This is a genomic window from Sphaerisporangium flaviroseum (genome assembly GCF_039537005.1).
Lineage (GTDB): Bacteria > Actinomycetota > Actinomycetes > Streptosporangiales > Streptosporangiaceae > Sphaerisporangium > Sphaerisporangium flaviroseum.
The window spans coordinates 17,071-33,876 of sequence record NZ_BAAAZR010000017.1; the positions used below are offsets into that span (position 1 = coordinate 17,071).

General features: G+C 68.6%; 16 protein-coding genes. 11 read left to right on the plus strand and 5 right to left on the minus strand.

The window, feature by feature from the left end; genetic code table 11:
- Window positions 1-161 precede the first annotated feature (161 nt).
- The 4 genes from ABD810_RS23295 to ABD810_RS23310 all read left to right on the plus strand — a co-directional run bounded on the left by ABD810_RS23295 (window position 162) and on the right by ABD810_RS23310 (window position 5,266).
- Complete coding sequence (locus ABD810_RS23295) at window positions 162-980, plus strand: SAM-dependent methyltransferase (RefSeq protein WP_344944136.1); 819 nt, start codon at window positions 162-164, stop codon at window positions 978-980.
- Between the two features lie 136 nt (window positions 981-1,116).
- Entirely contained in the window at window positions 1,117-1,434 is a 318-nt protein-coding gene (locus tag ABD810_RS23300; protein ID WP_344944140.1) for an ArsR/SmtB family transcription factor, read from the plus strand.
- Between the two features lie 271 nt (window positions 1,435-1,705).
- On the plus strand, window positions 1,706-2,350 hold the full coding sequence (locus tag ABD810_RS23305; protein WP_344944144.1) for a TetR/AcrR family transcriptional regulator: 645 nt from the start codon (window positions 1,706-1,708) through the stop codon (window positions 2,348-2,350).
- Between the two features lie 162 nt (window positions 2,351-2,512).
- Window positions 2,513-5,266 carry a penicillin acylase family protein gene (locus tag ABD810_RS23310; RefSeq protein WP_344944147.1) on the plus strand — a complete coding sequence of 918 codons (2,754 nt, stop codon included), beginning with the start codon at window positions 2,513-2,515 and terminating at the stop codon, window positions 5,264-5,266.
- Between the two features lie 404 nt (window positions 5,267-5,670).
- On the opposite strand, the gene ABD810_RS23315 is transcribed toward ABD810_RS23310, so the two are convergent.
- Complete coding sequence (locus tag ABD810_RS23315; protein WP_344944151.1) at window positions 5,671-5,961, minus strand: hypothetical protein; 291 nt, start codon at window positions 5,959-5,961, stop codon at window positions 5,671-5,673.
- Window positions 5,962-6,507: 546 nt separating this feature from the next.
- Window positions 6,508-8,889: a helicase-associated domain-containing protein gene (locus ABD810_RS23320; RefSeq protein WP_344944154.1), complete on the minus strand. Its 2,382-nt coding sequence runs from the start codon at window positions 8,887-8,889 to the stop codon at window positions 6,508-6,510.
- 99 nt (window positions 8,890-8,988) lie between these two features.
- Here ABD810_RS23320 and ABD810_RS23325 point away from each other — a divergent pair, with 99 nt between their 5' ends.
- Window positions 8,989-10,164 (plus strand): cytochrome P450, encoded by a 1,176-nt coding sequence (locus ABD810_RS23325; RefSeq protein ID WP_344944157.1) that lies wholly within the window; start codon window positions 8,989-8,991, stop codon window positions 10,162-10,164.
- Between the two features lie 24 nt (window positions 10,165-10,188).
- Here ABD810_RS23325 and ABD810_RS23330 read toward each other — a convergent pair whose 3' ends face one another.
- Window positions 10,189-10,578 (minus strand): ATP-binding protein, encoded by a 390-nt coding sequence (locus ABD810_RS23330; protein WP_344944159.1) that lies wholly within the window; start codon window positions 10,576-10,578, stop codon window positions 10,189-10,191.
- Between the two features lie 338 nt (window positions 10,579-10,916).
- On the opposite strand from ABD810_RS23330, the gene ABD810_RS23335 reads away from it, so the two are divergent.
- From ABD810_RS23335 to ABD810_RS23350, 4 genes are all read left to right on the plus strand, one after another.
- Window positions 10,917-11,738, plus strand: coding sequence for a helix-turn-helix domain-containing protein (locus tag ABD810_RS23335; RefSeq protein ID WP_344944447.1), 822 nt, complete (start codon window positions 10,917-10,919; stop codon window positions 11,736-11,738).
- Window positions 11,739-11,975, plus strand: coding sequence for a DUF397 domain-containing protein (locus tag ABD810_RS23340; RefSeq protein ID WP_344944162.1), 237 nt, complete (start codon window positions 11,739-11,741; stop codon window positions 11,973-11,975). It begins immediately after the preceding gene.
- A gap of 132 nt (window positions 11,976-12,107) precedes the next feature.
- A complete protein-coding gene (locus tag ABD810_RS23345; protein ID WP_344944165.1) occupies window positions 12,108-12,371 on the plus strand; it encodes a hypothetical protein in 264 nt (87 codons plus the stop codon).
- Between the two features lie 170 nt (window positions 12,372-12,541).
- Window positions 12,542-13,309: a hypothetical protein gene (locus ABD810_RS23350; protein ID WP_344944168.1), complete on the plus strand. Its 768-nt coding sequence runs from the start codon at window positions 12,542-12,544 to the stop codon at window positions 13,307-13,309.
- Here ABD810_RS23350 and ABD810_RS23355 read toward each other — a convergent pair.
- Together ABD810_RS23355 and ABD810_RS23360 are read right to left on the minus strand one after the other, a co-directional pair.
- Window positions 13,306-13,902 (minus strand): histidine phosphatase family protein, encoded by a 597-nt coding sequence (locus ABD810_RS23355; protein ID WP_344944171.1) that lies wholly within the window; start codon window positions 13,900-13,902, stop codon window positions 13,306-13,308. The genes ABD810_RS23350 and ABD810_RS23355 overlap by 4 nt on opposite strands.
- A gap of 13 nt (window positions 13,903-13,915) precedes the next feature.
- Window positions 13,916-14,830: a TIGR03621 family F420-dependent LLM class oxidoreductase gene (locus ABD810_RS23360; protein WP_344944174.1), complete on the minus strand. Its 915-nt coding sequence runs from the start codon at window positions 14,828-14,830 to the stop codon at window positions 13,916-13,918.
- A gap of 153 nt (window positions 14,831-14,983) precedes the next feature.
- Here ABD810_RS23360 and ABD810_RS23365 point away from each other — a divergent pair, with 153 nt between their 5' ends.
- The gene (locus tag ABD810_RS23365; protein ID WP_344944177.1) at window positions 14,984-15,622 is read left to right on the plus strand and encodes a TetR family transcriptional regulator; all 639 of its coding nucleotides are present in this window, start codon (window positions 14,984-14,986) and stop codon (window positions 15,620-15,622) included.
- A gap of 119 nt (window positions 15,623-15,741) precedes the next feature.
- The gene (locus ABD810_RS23370; protein WP_344944180.1) at window positions 15,742-16,758 is read left to right on the plus strand and encodes a glycoside hydrolase family 113 protein; all 1,017 of its coding nucleotides are present in this window, start codon (window positions 15,742-15,744) and stop codon (window positions 16,756-16,758) included.
- Window positions 16,759-16,806 lie beyond the last annotated feature (48 nt).

Here is a 16,806-nt window from a genome sequence, read left to right on the forward strand (position 1 = left end):
AATAAAATGAGTATCTTTCAGCGGACAGCCTTAGAAGTGCCGGCCCGTAACATGTATATGTTGGTTGCCGGTGATGGGCTCAGGGGGATATGAGAGTGGTGACCGCCCTGCCGCGGTCGCCACAGCGTCTCGGGGCTCCTACGCGGTCGAGGAGTTGAGGCGTGACTGATGAGGTCCGGCGGGTCGGAGCGGGTCTGGACACCAGCACCCCCAACTTCGCCCGCATCGGAAATTACTTCATCGGTGGAAAGGACAACTTCGCCGCCGATCGAGAGGCCGCGGAACAGATCCTCGCCATCGCCCCCGAGATCCGCACCATGGCTCGGGAAGTCCAGGCGTTCCAGGTCCGGGTGATCCGCTACCTGGTGGAGCAGGGCATCACCCAGTTCATCCACATCGGCGCGGGGATCCCGAGCCGGCAGAACACCCATGAGATCGCCCAGTCGCTGATCCCCGAAGCCCGGGTCGTGTACGTGGCGACCGATCCCGTGGTGCTGTCCCACTCCCGGGCGCTGCTCGCCACCGACTCCCGCACGGGCGTCGTCGAAGGCGACGTGCTCCACCCGGCCGAACTGGTCGCGGACCCGATCCTGCGGCAGATCATCGACGTCGAGCGGCCTCTGGCCGTCGTGATCACGGGCGCCCTGCAGTACATTCCCGACGAGGACGATCCCTTCAAGCGCGTGGCCGAGTTGCGCGACTGGATGCCGGCGGGAAGCTATCTCGCCATCGCGCATATCGTGTTCGACTCCCGCCCCGAAGCGGCGGCGCCCATCGTCGAGGTCTACCGGCGCGTCTTCAACCGGATGGAGGACGCCTCCCGCACGCGTGACCAGGTGCAGGGCTTCCTCGATGGTCTGGAACCGGTCGAGCCCGGGCTGGTCTACGTACGGCAGTGGCGTCCGGACAACCCCCTGAACCTCCACCGCCCCGAGAAGGCCTGGGTCGTCGGCGGCGTGGGCCGCAAGACCGGACCCTGACCAAAGGGGCCCCGCCGGACGCTGTGGGGTCATGACTCGCACTATGTGCCTACTGGCCGTTTCGGCGTGCGGAATCCTGTCCTGAGCGGTGTTTATTCCATTGTAGATATATGTCCTTTGAGTTATCATCGAGGCCATGGCTACCGCCTTCGCCGTGCTGGCAGAACCCCACCGTCGCCGCATCCTCGACCTGCTCCTCGAAAGGCCGAGGGCGGTCGGCGAGCTGGTCGAAGAGCTCGGGCTGACCCAGCCCGGCACCTCGAAGCATCTGAAGGTGCTCCGCGAGGCGGGCCTGGTGCGGATGCGCCCGGACGCCCAGCGACGCGTCTACGAGCTCCGGATGGAGCCGCTCGCGGAGGTGCACGAGTGGCTGGAGCCCTATCGGCGCATGTGGGCGCGGCGCCTCGACGCACTCGAACGCCACCTGGACGCCATGCCGGACCTCGACGACTGACTCGGTGAAGGGCGCATCATCCCCGAAAGCCCTGTCGACCTGCTGATCCACGCTCAGGGAGGTCGGCCACAGCCCTTAACCTGCCTGCTCATCGGGTTCGGCTGGGTGGTCGCCAAGCTGACCGGTGGCGCCGCGGGCCGGTTCGTCCAGACGAGTCGGCAGGATCATGGCGAGCATGGCCTCGGGATGCGGAGGTGATCGCGAACCGTAGTGCGGGGCGAGTACGGTGGGAGGCTGGACCACGGGACTTAAATGGACTATAGTCCGTTTAGTGAACGATGCGGATACCGGCCGGGTTGGGCCGGGCGCCCCGGGTGAGTTGCTGAACCTGCTCGGGGGCGAGCCGCCGCGCGAGCGAGCGGACGCGGCGAGGAACCGTCAGAAGGTCCTCGCGGCGGCGGCGCGGCTGTTCGAGAAGAACGGTGTGACGGCCGTGTCGATGGACGCGATCGCCGCCGAGGCCGGGGTGGGCAAGGGAACACTGTTCCGCCGATTCGGCGACAAATCCGGGCTGGCCGTCGCCCTCCTCGACGAGCGCGAGCGCGATCTCCAGCAGCGCATCATCTACGGTCCTGCTCCGCTGGGCCCCGGCGCCCCGGCCGGCGAGCGGATCCTGGCCTTCGTGGACGCCTACGCCGGATACCTGTACGGCCATCTCGACCTGCTCCGGGTGTCCGAGACCTCGCCTTCCGGCGCCCGCTACCGCATCGGCGCCTACCGCTTCTGGCACCGGCACCTCTCCATCCTCCTCGCCGAGGCGCGGCCCGGCTCCGACGCCGACTACCTGGCGCATGCCGTGCTGGCTCCACTGGCCGCCGAGGTGGCCACCGCGCTGAAGGAAGAGTGCGACGCGGCGCGTACCGTCGCGGGGCTTCATGATCTCGTCACCGCGCTGGTCGCGCCGGGCCGTTCGTAAGGCCCGCTCTCCGTCCGCCTGCGAGAAGACCGGAACGGGGATGGGCCGGCGGTGGGGGACATGCTGTGTCGCCCGATATTGTGATGCGCGCACATTGTGGTGAAAGGTCAGTGAATCTTGAGGATTGCCCCCTTTGCTCGGTTCCCCCGTCCGTTCCGATGGGTGGCACGCATCCTCACCGCCCTCCTGGCGCTGGTCGTCCTGCTCGCAGGGGTCGCGACCTGGACGGTGCGCAGGTCGTTTCCCCAGCTCGACGGGGAGCTGCGCCTCTCCGGCCTGAGCGCGAAAGTGAGCGTCCTTCGCGACCGGTACGGCATCCCGCAGATCTACGCGGACAACCCCCGGGATCTGTTCAGGGCGCAGGGCTATGTCCACGCCCAGGACCGGTTCTGGGAGATGGACTTCCGCCGCAAGACCACCGCCGGCCGCCTGTCGGAGCTGTTCGGCGCCTCCACGCTCGATGTGGACAAGGTCGTGCGCACGCTCGGCTGGCGGCGTACGGCGGAGAAGGAGGTGGCCCTGCTCAACCCCCAGACGCGCCAGGCCATGGAGGACTACGCGGCCGGCGTCAACGTCTGGATGGGGCAGAACCAGGGCTTCGCCGACCGCAGCCTCGAATACGCCGTGCTCAAGCTGACCAACGGCTCCTACACGCCCGAGCCGTGGACCCCCGCCGACTCGCTGGCCTGGCTCAAGGCGATGGCCTGGGATCTGCGCTCCAACATGGACAGTGAGCTGGAGCGGTCTCTCGACGCGTCCGCCGTGTCGGCCGACCGGGTCAAGGAGCTGTTTCCCGCCTACCCGTACGACAGGCACCAGCCGATCGTCACGACGGGCAACGTCCGGAACGGCGAGTTCGGCGTCGCCGAACCGCCGAAGCAGGCCTCGGATTCGCTGAACGGGACCGCAGATTCGCTGAACCGGACCTCGGATTCGCTGAACCGGACCGCGGATTCGCTGGACCGGACCTCGGAACGGATGACGCAGGTCTCGGAGCCACGGGAGAAGGCGTCGGAGTCTCAGGCGGGGGCCACGATGGCCTCGCGGGCTCTGGCCGATGTGTCGCGGACGCTGCGGGCCATGCCCTCGTTGCTCGGCTCGGATGGCGCCGACCGCGCGGGGATCGGCTCGAACTCCTGGGTCATCAGCGGTGCGCACACCGACACGGGCAAGCCGCTGCTCGCCAACGACCCCCACCTCGGGCCGCGGATCCCGTCCATCTGGTATCAGGCCGGGCTGCACTGCCGGGTGAAGTCCGCCACGTGCCCGTACGACGTCGTGGGCTACACCTTCACCGGTCTCCCCGGGGTCGTGATCGGACACAACGACCGGGTCGCCTGGGGGTTCACGAACCTCGGCCCCGACGTGACCGACCTCTACCTCGAACGGACCAAGGGTGACACCTACGAGGTCAAGGGCCGGTGGTCGCCCATGGAGACCCGGACCGAGGAGTTCAAGGTCGCGGGCGGCCCGTCCCAGAAGCTGACGGTACGGTCGACCGCGCACGGGCCGATCATCTCCGGAGTCCTCGGCAGCGCGAAGGACGCCCTGCCTGGCGCCGCGGCCAACGCGGGGGAGCTCGGTAAGCCTGGGGAGACGGGCAAGTCTGGGGAGACGGGCAAGTCTGGGGAGGCCGGTAAGCCTGGGGAGGCCGGTAAGCCTGGGGAGACGGGCAAGCTCGCGGTCGCCGGGCATGATGTGGAGGTCGCACTGCGATGGACGGCCCTGGACCCGGGCCGCACGGCTGACGCGCTGCTCGCGCTGGACACGGCGACGAACTTCGAGCAGTTCAGGAAGGCCGCTTCGTTCTTCGAGGCTCCCGCCCAGAACATGATTTATGCGGATGTTGATGGAAATATCGGCTACCAGGCTCCTGGGCGGATTCCCGTCAGGTCCAAGGGCGACGGGCAGTGGCCCGCCCGGGGCTGGACCGGGGACGAGGAGTGGACCGGCTTCATCCCCTTCGAAGAGCTCCCCATGGCGTACAACCCGCCCGAGGGGTTCATCGCTACGGCCAACAACGCGGCCATCGGCCCCGCCTACAGCCGGTTCCTGACCTCCGACTGGTCGTACGGCTACCGCTCCCAGCGCATCGTGGACCGGATCAAGCAGGCCATGTCCAAGGGAAAGATCAACGTCGCGGCCATGGGGGACATCCAGAGGGACTCCGCGCACGGCCTGGCGCCCCTGCTGGTGCCGTACCTGCTGCGTGCCGGCACCCGCGTGCCCGAGGCGAAGGAACTGCTCGGGAGCTGGGACTTCACCCAGGGCCGCGACTCGGCGCCGGCCGCCTACTTCAACGCCGTATGGCGCCACCTGCTCCAGCGGATCTTCGACGACGAACTGCCGGAAGGGGGACGCGCGGGCGGTGGTGACCGCTGGTACGAGGTGGTGCGCCCGCTCCTGGACAAGCCGGGCGACCGCTGGTGGGACGACGTCCGCACCAAGGGCAAGGTCGAGACGCGAGACGACATGATGGCGGCGGCGATGGCCGACGCGGCGCAGGAGCTCCGGGCCAGGCTGGGCGACTCACCGCAGGACTGGCGCTGGGGTGACCTGCACACCCTCGAACTGACCAACGAGACCTTCGGTACTTCGGGCATCGGCCCGATCGAGTGGCTGTTCAACCGGGGCCCGCTGAAGCTCGGCGGAGGCAAGGACGCGGTCGACGCGACCGGCTGGGACGCGGCCGAGGGATACGAGGTCGACTGGGTTCCCTCGATGCGCATGGTCGCCGACCTCGCCGACCTGGACCGCTCGCGCTGGGTCAACCTGACTGGCGCCTCCGGCCACGCCTTCCACACCAACTATGACGACCAGGCCGAGCTCTGGGCCGACGGCGACTCCACCCCTATGCGCCAAACCGAACAAGGCATCCGAAAAGACACCGTCAACACCCTGACCCTCATCCCGTAACCCCCGCGAATCCACAACCGACGCGAGCCGGCCCCTGTTCTCGTCTCCGGGACGACGGCGCTGACGATAAGGCCGTCACCGATGTCGGTGCTGGGGATCGAAGAGCCGGGCGGTGGCCGACGCAGCAGGCGACGTAGGCGGCCGTGCCATACACACGGCTGAGCGGGGTTGGATCATCTTTTTGGCCCTCCCGGCACCCGTTTGATCGGGGTACCCGGTTGTTTCCCACCCGGCAGGTGACATCCGCCTGGTCGGCGGTGTGGGGGTGGTCCGGCCGTTTGTGGTGTGGCGTTTCCTGGTCGGCGGTGAGGGGGTGGTCCGGTTGTCCGTGGTGGGCGGTGGCCTGGTCGGTGGCGAGGGGGGTGGTTCCGCTGTTCGTGGCGGCAGGGGGATGGCGCTGAAGGTCAGGGGTTTCGCTGCTTGTTGGAGTGCTGGGTGGCCCTTACCCGTACGCGGGTCTTGTCGCAGGTGTCGCAGCGCTGGGTGACCACGTGGCCGATGCTCTCCACGGACGTCCACCGGTGGCGCATGTGGATGGTCGTGGTCAGCTTCGCGAGCAGGTCCTTCGTCGCCGCGCCGGCCTGTGACAGCAGGGACCAGGTTCGGGACAGCAGGGACCCGGTCGTCCTTCCGACCACCCGTGGCAGGTGGGGGTCGGCGGTACGCGAGACCAGAGGTCCGGCCGAACGTGGCACCGGAGGTCTGGCTGAACGTGGGAGCGGAAACCAGGCTGAACGTTGGGCCGGAGGTTTGGCTGAACGGGAGAGCGGAAACCAGGCTGAACGCGGGGCCGGAGGTCTGGGACGCGGGACCAGGGGTCCGGTTGTACGTGGGGCCGGAGGTTGGGTGTGGGCGCCTGGGGCACCGTCACGTTGGCCGGTTTGCGCGCCATCAGGCCAGTCGATTCGAGCGTCTCCGGGTGGGCGTGGCGCCGGAACGCGTACATCGTGGGCCGCTGAAACAGGTGTTCGGTGAAACAAGGGAACCTGTATCCAATGGAGTGCCGGGATGTGTACTCGGTGGAGCAACGCGCGGCCGATCTTGCCTGCTGGACCGTTGTTTCCTAGTGAGTCCATTCTCTGCTCACCACCCTGGGCCGTAGAGCCGGCGATAGCCGGTTTCGTCTCCCTGTGCCCTTCAGGAACGCCCTTATGCACGCGACGCACACCTAGTGTGACCACTCGGCGACTTAACGGTAAACGCATTCTGTGGGCAGGGTGATGACCCCATTGGACGGACGGTTAACCGCTCGTCACCGATGAGATCTCCGCGAGCGGGAACTCCAAGTAGTCGCCGGCCTCCTCGCACCACGCGTCCAGGACTCCGCGTCGTAGCTCTCCGTGGCTGATCGTGGCGGTCAGCCCGTCCGACAGGGTGATCAGGGCGCGGACACCGCGGTCGACCACGAAGCCCAGGAGGGACTGCTGGGCGGTGGGCAGCCGGGTCGCCAGGCGTCCGATGACGGCCCAGGTCTGCCCGGTGTGGCGTTCCTCCTCACGCGTGTGCATGAGACGCCGGGCGTGCTCGCGAGGGTCGGGCGGGGGTTCGGCGATGACGGCCTGCGGCTCCTCCAGCTCGGCCACCCGCCCTCCGGGGAGCAGGATCAGCCGCCCGCCCTGCGGCTCGCGCCTGACCGTGATCTCTCCGGTGTCGTCCACCGGCACCGGGGCGTACCCGGCGTCGCGCAGCGCGGCGAGCGTGCGCTCCGCCGGAGCGGTGCCGGCCAGCACCGTGGGGGCGAGCAGGCGCAGGCCGAGACGCGCCAGCCGCCTGTGCGCGGCGATCTCGGCGAGCAGCGCGGGGTCGGAGCCCTGGATGATGCAGCCGACCGTGGTGACCGTGACCTCGCCGTACCGCCGGGCCACGTCCTTGATGAGGTACGTCAGCGGCTGCGGGATGGTGCCCGCCGTGCGGAGCTCCTCCAGCAGGGAGTCGGCCGAGTACCCGGCGTCCAGGGCCCGGCGCACGCTGGCGGGGGTGAACCGCCACACCGAGGCGGCGCCCTGGGACTCGCGCTCGGCGGCGCGGTCGAGCAGGCCCGACAGCTCGGCGGCGGGCGGTCCGGTGACGACGGCGGTCAGGTCGGCCCCGAACAGAGCGGTGCGCTGCGCGCTGGCCAGCGCGTGCACCGAGGACTCCACCAGCCCGGGATCGCGCTCGATCTCCGGCACCGTCTCGTCCTGCTCGTCACCGGCCAGCGCGGACCCCAGCGCCGCCAGCGAACGTCCGAGGCCTGTCAGCGTGTCGGCGGCGACCAGCCCGAGCAGCCGCGCCTCCTTCAGCATCGCGGGGCAGCACTCCGCCAGCAGCTCCCTGTCGAGCAGCGGAGCCCGCCAGTGCACGGCCTGTACCAGCTCGGGCATGCTCGCGAAGGCCGCGTCCTGCGGGAGCGTGGCGAGCGTGGCGAGCACCGCCCAGCGGACGCGGGCGACGGTTTCGCCGGCGGGATCGTCGCTGAGCACCGTGGGGTAGCGGCCGGCGGCGCGGCGCAGCGACGAACGCTCCATGCGCCACCACGCGGCAAGCAGCACCCGCAGCCGTGCGGGGGCGTCCTCCAGCCGCCAGGCGTCGAACCGTTTGGTCGGGATCAGGCCGCCCGCCGTCTCGTCCCAGGCGAGCAGCCGGGCGACGGTGCAGACCTCCAGCAGCAGCCGGGTCTCCTCCTCGGTGCAGCCGGTCTCCTTGATGACCCTGCGCACCTCGCGCACCCCCACGCCGCCGCCCTTGAGCAGGGGGAGCGGGGTCTTGTCGGTGTTCTCCAGGAGGGCGGCGGCCCGGTCGACGGCGTGCGGCGCGGCCAGGCACATGGCGTGGTCGACGGCCTCCGGATCGGCCGGCACCGTGCCGAGCTGCGGCGGCTCGGGGGTGAAGGGGGGATGGTAGTCGGGGCCGCGCAACGCGAGCGCTACCTCGCGCGGCATCTCGGCGATGTCCCACTGCGTGCGGAAGAGCAGCCCCCGGTCGGCCGCCCACTTCTCAGGGGCGCCGGGCGCGACGAAGCGGTTGCCGTCGACGCCGCGCACCGGCCCGTCCCACGCGAACTCGTCGAGCAGGCTCATCGTGCCGTCAGGCGCGTCGCGCAGCAGCGCGGCGAGCCGGTCGGCATCGCCGAGGATGGCGGTGAGGCGGGTCATGAGCTGCCGCCTGCCGCCCTGGGCCGGCAGGCCGAGGCTGCGGCTCATCCGGCGCAGGCCCTCGGCGTTGAGCGTCCAGGAGTCGAGGTAGGCCACGAGGGGGTCGCCGAGCCCACAGGGGGCGGTCCACCAGCGGGCGACGGCCTCGGCCAGGTGCAGGTGGCCGTCGGGACCGGGCCAGGCCAGAGCGTGGTCGAACAGGCCGTCGAGCCAGGGGAGGATCTCGGCCCTGGTCACTCCAAGGAAACGGGCGAGCTCCTCACCGGTGGCGCGCTCGCCGATGACCAGGCTCGCCTGAAGGATCTCCAGCGGGGGCAGGGGAAGGCCACGCATGACCTCCATGACCGCGAAGTTGTCGCTGAGACGCCGGGCGAGCGTGTCGAGGCGGCGCGGCCAGGGTGCGGCGATGGCGTCCGGGCGGTTGGCCAGGACGCGCGCGAGCCGCTCTTCGTCAAGGGTCGTCAACCAGTCGAGCAGGTGATCATCCATCACAGCTCTCTCGAAGGTCTCGCGGGAGTCACCAAGAAGCCACCGTAATGCAGAGCACCCGCTTGACGGGATCGACGTAGCAGAATAGACCCTGAATCCATGAGGCCCGAGATCAACATCTTCTCCGCGGATCGGTACGAGCAAGGCGTGCCCTGGGACCAGTACGCCTGGTTGCGGGAGCACTCACCCGTTCACTGGCACCCTGATCCAGGAGGGCCGGGGTTCTGGGCGATCACCCGCCACGAGGACGTGACTCACGTGTCACGTCACCCGGAACTGTTCTCCTCCCAGCTCAAGTCGTCGATGCTCTACGAGCTCTCTCCGGAAGGGCTTTCCCGCAACCAGCTGATCATGCTCAACCAGGATCCGCCTCAGCACACCGCGACGCGGTCCATCGTCAACCGCGGGTTCACCCCACGGATGATCGGGAAGCTGGAGGACCACATCAGGGTGGTCTGCAATGAGCTCATCGATCAGCTCAGCGGGGGCACCGCCGATTTCGTCGGCGACATCGCGGCGCCGTTGCCGCTCTATGTGATCTGCGAACTCCTCGGCGCGCCGGTGGAAGACCGCGCGAAGATCTTCCGCTGGTCGAACCGGCTCGTCGGCTTCGACGATCCGGAGTTCTCCAGCGACGACACGACCGAGTTGTTCGGTTTGTTTGAGTATGGCATCCAACTCGGAAAAGCTCGGCTGATTGAGCCACGTGACGACATCATCACCAAAGTGGTCACCGGCGGCGAGGCCCTCTCCGAGGCCGAAGTGGGCATGTTCGTCGTGATGCTCGCCGTCGCGGGCAACGAGACAACCCGCAACGCCGCCACCGGCGGCATGCTGGCCTTCTTCGACGAGCCGGGGGAGTGGGAGCGCCTGCTCGCCGACCGTACGCTGCTGCGCACGGTGCCCGACGAGGTGGCGAGGTACGTCTCGCCGGTGATGGCCTTCCGTCGTACGGCCACCCGGGACACCGAGATCCGCGGCCAGGCCGTCGCCGAGGGGGACAAGGTCATCGTGTACTACAACGCGGCGAACCGCGACGAGGCGGTGTTCGATCGGCCCGACCGGTTCGACATCGGACGCGATCCGAACCCGCACGTGGGGTTCGGCGGCGGCGGTCCGCACTTCTGCCTGGGCGCCCACCTTGCCCGCATGGAGCTGCGCGTGCTGTTCGAGACCCTGGCCGAGCGGATGCCCGGCATCGCCCCCGCCGGAGAGGCCCGCCGCCTGCGCTCCAACTTCATCAACGGGATCAAGGAGCTTCCCGTCACCTTCTGAGGGTCCCACCCGGCCGGCCTCCGCTCAGCTCTTGAGGACGGCCCAGACGACCTTGCCCTGCGGGAGCAGCGGGTTCCAGCCCCACCGCAGGCTCATCGACTCCACGATGTGCAACCCCATGCCGCCGGGTTCCAGCGGCGACGGATGGCGCAGGACGGGCGCCGCCGAACCCGGGTCGGCGAAGGCGCACGTCACCAGGGAGCCTCGGCGGATCATCGACATGCGGATCGGTTCGGCACCGCTCTCCCGCAGGTTCCTCGGGTCGAGCACCAACCCGTGCCGCAGTGCGTTGGTGGCCAGTTCGGACACCACCAGAGCCATGTCCTGCGCCAGATCGCCCATGCCCCAGCCGATGAGACTGCCGCCGGCGAAGCTCCTCGCCCAGTGCACGGACTCGGCCCGTGGGGGGAGCACGAAGGTGGCACTCGACGTGCCGGCTCCAGGGCTTGGGAGGTCGCGTGCTGGATGGGGCCACCAGCCGGCGGGGGGCCACCAATCGACGGCCGACCACTGGGTTCGCCCACGTATCAGGTCCGTGGAGTGCACGAGATCATGATGGTGCAAACTCATGTGCAGGTGCAAGAGCGAATGCACGTGCAGGAGGGTCGTGCAACCGCTACGGTTGCCCAAGGGAGTGAAAACCGAAGGGGGAACACACGCGCGATCTTTGACAGACTGTGAACCAGTCCACAACCGGAGGAAAGCACGTGTCCATCGACCCGCCTGGTTCCGGCTCAACGGTTCGGCGCATCATGTTGGGCGCCAGCTTACGCAGGCTGCGTGAGGAGCGCGGGCTAACCCGTGAGGTAGCGGGATTCCATATCCGTGCTTCGGAGTCCAAGATCAGCCGGATGGAGCTCGGACGGGTCGGGTTCAAGACGCGTGACGTCGAGGATCTGCTCACGCTCTACGGCGTCAACGACGACGCCGATCGCCGCGGGTTGCTCGAAATGGTCCGTGAGGCCAACACCCCTGGTTGGTGGCACAAATATAGTGACCTGCTTCCCACATGGTTCTCGACGTACGTCGGGCTGGAAGAGGCCGCCTCGGTGATCCGCACCTATGAGGTGCAGTTCGTCCCGGGTCTGCTGCAGACGGCCGCGTACGCCCGGACGGTGATCAGGCTCGGGTATCCAGAGGTCACGGACGACGAGATCGAGCGTCGCGTGCATCTGCGCATGCAGCGGCAGGAACGTCTCACCCGTGAGGATGGACCGAAACTCTGGGCCGTCATCGACGAGGCCGCGCTGAGGCGGCCCATCGGCGGCAAGGAGATCATGTATGAGCAGCTGCAGCACCTGATGGCGGTCGCGAGCATGCCCGCCATCACATTGCAGGTGATGCCGTTCCAGTTCGGTATGCACGCCGCCGAGGGTGGAGCGTTCACCATCCTGCGTTTTCCGGAGTCCGACCTGTCGGACGTGGTCTACGTCGAGCAGCTGTGGGGTGCCCTTTACCTGGACAAACGTGAGGACATTGATCCATACCTCACTGCCATGGAACAGCTGTGCATCGAGAGCACAACTCCCGGGGGCACTGCCGAGATACTCGGCGACATACTTAGAGAGACCTAGATGAGCCAGCCGTATAACGGAATGCCGGCCACGAGCCTAACCGGCGTCGCGTGGCGAAAGAGTCTTCACAGCAACTCGCAGGGCAACTGCGTCGAGCTTGCCAAACTCCCCGACGGGGGCGTCGCCGTCCGAAACTCCCGTTTCCCGGACGGTCCCGCCCTGATCTACACCCGTGACGAGATCCGGGCGCTCGTGCTCGGCGTCAAGGACGGCGAGTTCGACAACCTGGTCGCGTAACACCCTGTTCACATATCGCAAGTCCGGTTAACCAGAGAGCGCTGGTCGCGTAACCGGGGTCGTTCATCGATCCGGCAGACTGGGTTTGTCCACTTCCTGTGAAGTTTGTGGGGGCCCGTGATGCTGGACCAGATGACTCTCTACCCCGTAGCCGACGACGTGCTGTTCGCTCCAGGGGGCCGCGTCGTGATCCGTACATACGGAGTCGCGTCCGCGGCCTCCACCGAGGAGGACGGCGCCCATCCTGTCTCCTACCGCACCTGGGTGACCGGAGTCAGGGACCAGCCGAGATACTGGCGCTGGGGCCACTTCGAGGACGCCCGCCGGGGCCACCGCAAGGTCCTTGAGTGGCTGACCGGGCGAGGACCCCAACCCCAGGCGATCGTCACCGGCTGAGCCCGCGCGCCGGCCTCCGGCGAGGACCCCCAGAGCCAGGCGATCGTCACCGGCTGAGCCCCGCCCGCCCGCCTCCGGCGTCGCAAAGCCTTGATCGGCCTTTCCTTGTACGGGCGCGTGGACGGGGCTACTCTTCGACCAAGCGTTAGCTTGGTTGACGGGAGGCCGCGATGCGCCGCGGGATCTATCTGATCGAAGAGGTCGACTTCCGGCCGATGAACTCTCGCAAGCCTCTTGAGTACCTCACCTGGCTGACCAGGTACAAGAAGGAGGACGAACGGCTCGACCGGCCCGATCTCACCAAGGGCCTGTCCATCCGGTCACGGGAGATCGACCTGGTCGGTGCCTTCTACGCCGTCGGCATCACCGGGCACCCCCAGTTCAAGGCCGTCACGCTGTGGGACTGCCACGGCGGCTGGGACGGCGGCTGGCGCCAGATGATGAACATCTACGACGGCGTCGACGACCGGCTCTTCCTGTCCGACATCGACGACCTGCGGTTCTCCGCCTTCTCCCGCCCGCTCGGCGCCGTACACGGAAGCCCGGCGGTCGCGGACCTGCTCGCCGAGGAGTACGCGGCGCCCTTCTACCTGTTCGAGAGCGCGCAGGTGCGGCCCGGAGCCGCACTCGACTATCTCGCGGCCGTGCGGGAGGAACGGGCCCCCGTCCTGGCCGAGCACGGGCATCGGCTCGTCGGCCTGTACGAGGTGCTGTTCTGCGACACCGAGGTCGTCACGATCTGGGGCATGTCGCTGGACGACCACCTGGCCACCCAGCGCGCCCACGACGCCGCGCTCGGACTGGACGACGAGATCGCGCCCGACGAGCGTCTGCTCGACTGGCGGAAGCGGGCCAGGGAGTTCCTCGACGGCCCCTGGCGCGAGACCCTGCTCGCGCCCTTCCCCGGCTCCCGCCTCGCACCGGCGGGCGTGGACTAGATGGGCGACCCGGAGACGGGCGCGTTCCAGCGGGCGATGGCGTGCTCCTCGTGCTCGAAGCCCAGCACCGACACCGTCCCGGTGTCCAGCTTGAAGTAGCGGCCGTTCTGCGGGGGCAGGCCGAGCCAGCGGGCGGTGAGCACGCGCAGGAAGTGTCCATGAGCCACCAGGACGACGGTGCCCTCCGCCTGCAGGGCCCGTTCGATCACCTTGTCGGCGCGCTCGCCGACCTGCTCGACGGTCTCACCAGGATGCCCGGCGTCTCCGGGGATCACACCGTCGCGCCAGAGGTACCAGCCGGCACGCTGCTTCCTGATGTCGGGGGTGGTGATGCCCTCGTAGCCTCCGTAGTCCCACTCCCACAGGTTCGGGTCGATCTCGTACCGGGTCAGCCCGGCCAGTTCCGCCGTGCGCCGTGCGCGCATCGCGGGGCTGGACAGGACGAGCGAGAAGCTCTTGCCCTCCAGCACGGGGGCGAGAGCACGGGCCTGCCCCTCCCCCTTGGGCGTGAGCGGGAGGTCGGTCAGTCCGGTGTGCAGGCCGTCCCGGCTCCACTCGGTCTCACCGTGCCGCAGAAGAATGAGTTCGTCCATATCGGACCATCATCTACTGTCCGGCGAGATTTTCCACGATCGGGGTGAAGGCGTCGAGGTCAGACTCGTTGTGCAGCACGAAGTACGACAGGTCGTGCTCGTCGCGCCAGCGGCGGAGCTTGTCCGCGATCTCGTCCTGCGAACCCAGCAGCACCTGCGGCGTCTCGTCCTGACGGCTGGAGTCGGCCGCGCTCCACGCGGCCTCCGTCTTGCGGACGCCGATCTGCAGCACGCTGGTGCCGAGTTCGATCGCGTCGTACCGCTCGGCGGCGGCCGTACGGACGATGTCGATCTTCTTCAGGAACGCGTCGAGGCCGGCGTCGGCGCGGTCCGGCCCGGAGCCGTCGGCGCGGACCCGCATGGTCAGGTTGATCACATCGGCCTCCCGCGCCGCGAGCCTGAGCACGCGTGGCCCGCCGCCGCCGAGCAGCAGCTTCGGATGGGGCCGCTGCACCGGTTTCGGCCGCTGGTCCAGGCCGGTGATCCGGTAGTGCTCGCCCTCGAATCTGAACGGCCCGTCCGACCAGAGCCCCTTGAGCACCGTCATGGCCTCGGCCAGCCGGTCTATCCGCACCCCGGGCGGGTCGAGCGTGAGCCCGGCCGAGGTGTAGTCGGCGGCCATCCAGCCGGTGCCGAGCCCGACCTCCAGGCGGCCCTCGGAGAGCACGTCGATGGTGGCGGCCTCCTTGGCGAGCAGGGCGGGATGCCGGAAGTCGTTGGCGAACACCAGCGTGCCGACCTTGAGACGTGTGGTGGCGCAGGCCGCGGCCGTCATCGCGGCGAGGGGGGCGAAGCGCGGGCCCACCAGGTGGTCGGGGACGAGCAGCACGTCGAAACCGGAGTCCTGGAGGCGGCGGGCCTTGTCCGCCCAGGACTTGGCGGTGTCGGCCTCGCGGATGACGGCGGCGAACCGGAACGGCCTCTTCACGGCGGTCTCCTCTGCGGCGGACGGCGGCCCGGCTCATATGACCAAGCGCTTGCTACAGCGTAGGCGGCGCGCTCACGCTGGGAAAGCCCGCATAATATTCGCGTACCGGGTTCATTTTTGAACTCGGTACGCTTTTGAGCTACCGTCATGGTCATGGCGGAACACGAGGGCCTGCGCGAGCGCAAGAAGCGGCAGACGAAGCTGACGATCGAGGAGGCGGCGATGCGGCTGTTCGTGGAGCGGGGCTTCGACAACGTCACCGTGGTCGAGATCGCCGAGGCCGCCCAGGTAGCCAAGGTGACGCTCTTCAAGTACTTCCCGACCAAGGAGTCCCTCGTCCTCGACCCGGCGGCGGGCGACAACCCCGCCCCCATCGTGGCCGCTCGGCCTCCCGGCACGTCGCCGCTCGGGGTGCTGCGGGCGCACTACCGGGCACTGGCGGCCGACCCCGGCGGCGGGCCCGCCCTCGGCACCGAAGAGAGGGTGATCAAGTGGATGCGGGTGATCATGGAGAGCCCGGCCCTCCTGGCGGGCATGCACCGCCTGCTCGACCAGCAGCGCGACGAGCTGGCGTGCGTCCTCGCCGCCGAGCCTGGCGTCGAGCCCGGCGACCTCACGCCCCAGCTCGTGGCCGCTCAGGTCACCGGCGTCATCCTCATGCTCAAGGCGGGGTTCTACCAGGCGCTGGTGGCCGGCGGCTCGCTCGCCGAGGCCGGGGCCTACCTGGCACGCAACGTCGAGCACGCCTTCGACCTGCTCGAACACGGCATCGGCGACCTCTACACCCGCTGACGCCCGGCGACCTCTACACCCGCTGACGCCCGGCCACCTCTACACGCGCTGACGCCCGGCGGTCTCCACACGCGAGGACGCGCCCAGCGGTCTCCACACGTGACAAGAAAGGGATCATCATGCTTGCCAAGGGCATCAACTACGACACCGGGTTCCTGCCCGGGGGCACGAGCTCACGGGAGGACTTCGACCCCGAGACGGTCCGCAGGGAGATGCAGATCATCGCTCAGGACCTGCACTGCAACGCCGTCCGCATCTCCGGCGGCCTCCCCGAGCGCCTCAGCGTCGCCGGGCGGTACGCGGCCGAGGCCGGCCTTGCGGTGTGGTTCTCGCCCTTCCCATGCGAGCTGGGCAGGGAGGAGCTGCTGCCGCTGTTCGCCGACTGCGCCGAGCGTGCCGAGGAGCTGAGGTCGGGCGGCGCTGAGGTGGTGCTCGTGACCGGATGCGAGATGACCATGTTCGCCTCGGGATTCCTGCCGGGGGAGACGTACAGGCAGCGGATGGAGCTCCTGAGGTCGTCCATGACGAGGCCCTGGCTGTGGTTGAAGATCGCCAGGATGTCCGGCCAGTTGAACGGCTTCCTCGCCGAGACGGCGGCCGTGGTCCGCGAGCGCTTCGGCGGCCGCGTCACGTACGCCTCGGCGCCCTGGGAGAGGGTCGACTGGAAGCTCTTCGACATCGTCTCGATCGACACCTACCGCGACAGGCGCAACGCCTCGCGGTACGGTAAGGGGTTGCGCTCGCACCTCCGCCACGGCAAGCCCGTCGTGGCGACCGAGTTCGGCACCTGTGCCTACAAGGGCGCCGGTGACCGGGGTGGCATGGCCTGGGCGATCAGCGACAGGAGCGTGGAACCGCACCGCCTGACCGGCGACTACCAGCGCGACGAGTCCGAGCAGGTGACCTACCTGCGCGAACTGCTGTCGAGCTTCGAGAAGGAGGGGCTGGACGGGGCCTTCTGGTTCACTTTCGCTGGCTACGGGCATCCGCACCGGCCCGAACCCCTCTATGACCTGGACATGGCCTCGTACGGAGTGGTCAAGGTCCTCGAAGACCGCAAGGGGACGGCGTACCCCGACATGAACTGGGAGCCCAAACAGGTCTTCCACGCTCTCGCCACCACCTACCGCACCTGACCCCCTCAGGTCCCGTCGCATCTCTCGTACCTCTCACGCCGGCCCTGA

Bases quoted from the DNA above. Each gene is read 5' to 3' on its own strand.
- ABD810_RS23300 (WP_344944140.1), top strand. From the start codon at position 1,117: ATGGCTACCGCCTTCGCCGTGCTGGCAGAACCCCACCGTCGCCGCATC.
- ABD810_RS23320 (WP_344944154.1), bottom strand. From the start codon at position 8,889: ATGGATGATCACCTGCTCGACTGGTTGACGACCCTTGACGAAGAGCGG.
- ABD810_RS23325 (WP_344944157.1), top strand. From the start codon at position 8,989: ATGAGGCCCGAGATCAACATCTTCTCCGCGGATCGGTACGAGCAAGGC.
- ABD810_RS23335 (WP_344944447.1), top strand. From the start codon at position 10,917: ATGTTGGGCGCCAGCTTACGCAGGCTGCGTGAGGAGCGCGGGCTAACC.
- ABD810_RS23340 (WP_344944162.1), top strand. From the start codon at position 11,739: ATGAGCCAGCCGTATAACGGAATGCCGGCCACGAGCCTAACCGGCGTC.
- ABD810_RS23345 (WP_344944165.1), top strand. From the start codon at position 12,108: ATGACTCTCTACCCCGTAGCCGACGACGTGCTGTTCGCTCCAGGGGGC.
- ABD810_RS23350 (WP_344944168.1), top strand. From the start codon at position 12,542: ATGCGCCGCGGGATCTATCTGATCGAAGAGGTCGACTTCCGGCCGATG.
- ABD810_RS23355 (WP_344944171.1), bottom strand. From the start codon at position 13,902: ATGGACGAACTCATTCTTCTGCGGCACGGTGAGACCGAGTGGAGCCGG.
- ABD810_RS23365 (WP_344944177.1), top strand. From the start codon at position 14,984: ATGGCGGAACACGAGGGCCTGCGCGAGCGCAAGAAGCGGCAGACGAAG.
- ABD810_RS23370 (WP_344944180.1), top strand. From the start codon at position 15,742: ATGCTTGCCAAGGGCATCAACTACGACACCGGGTTCCTGCCCGGGGGC.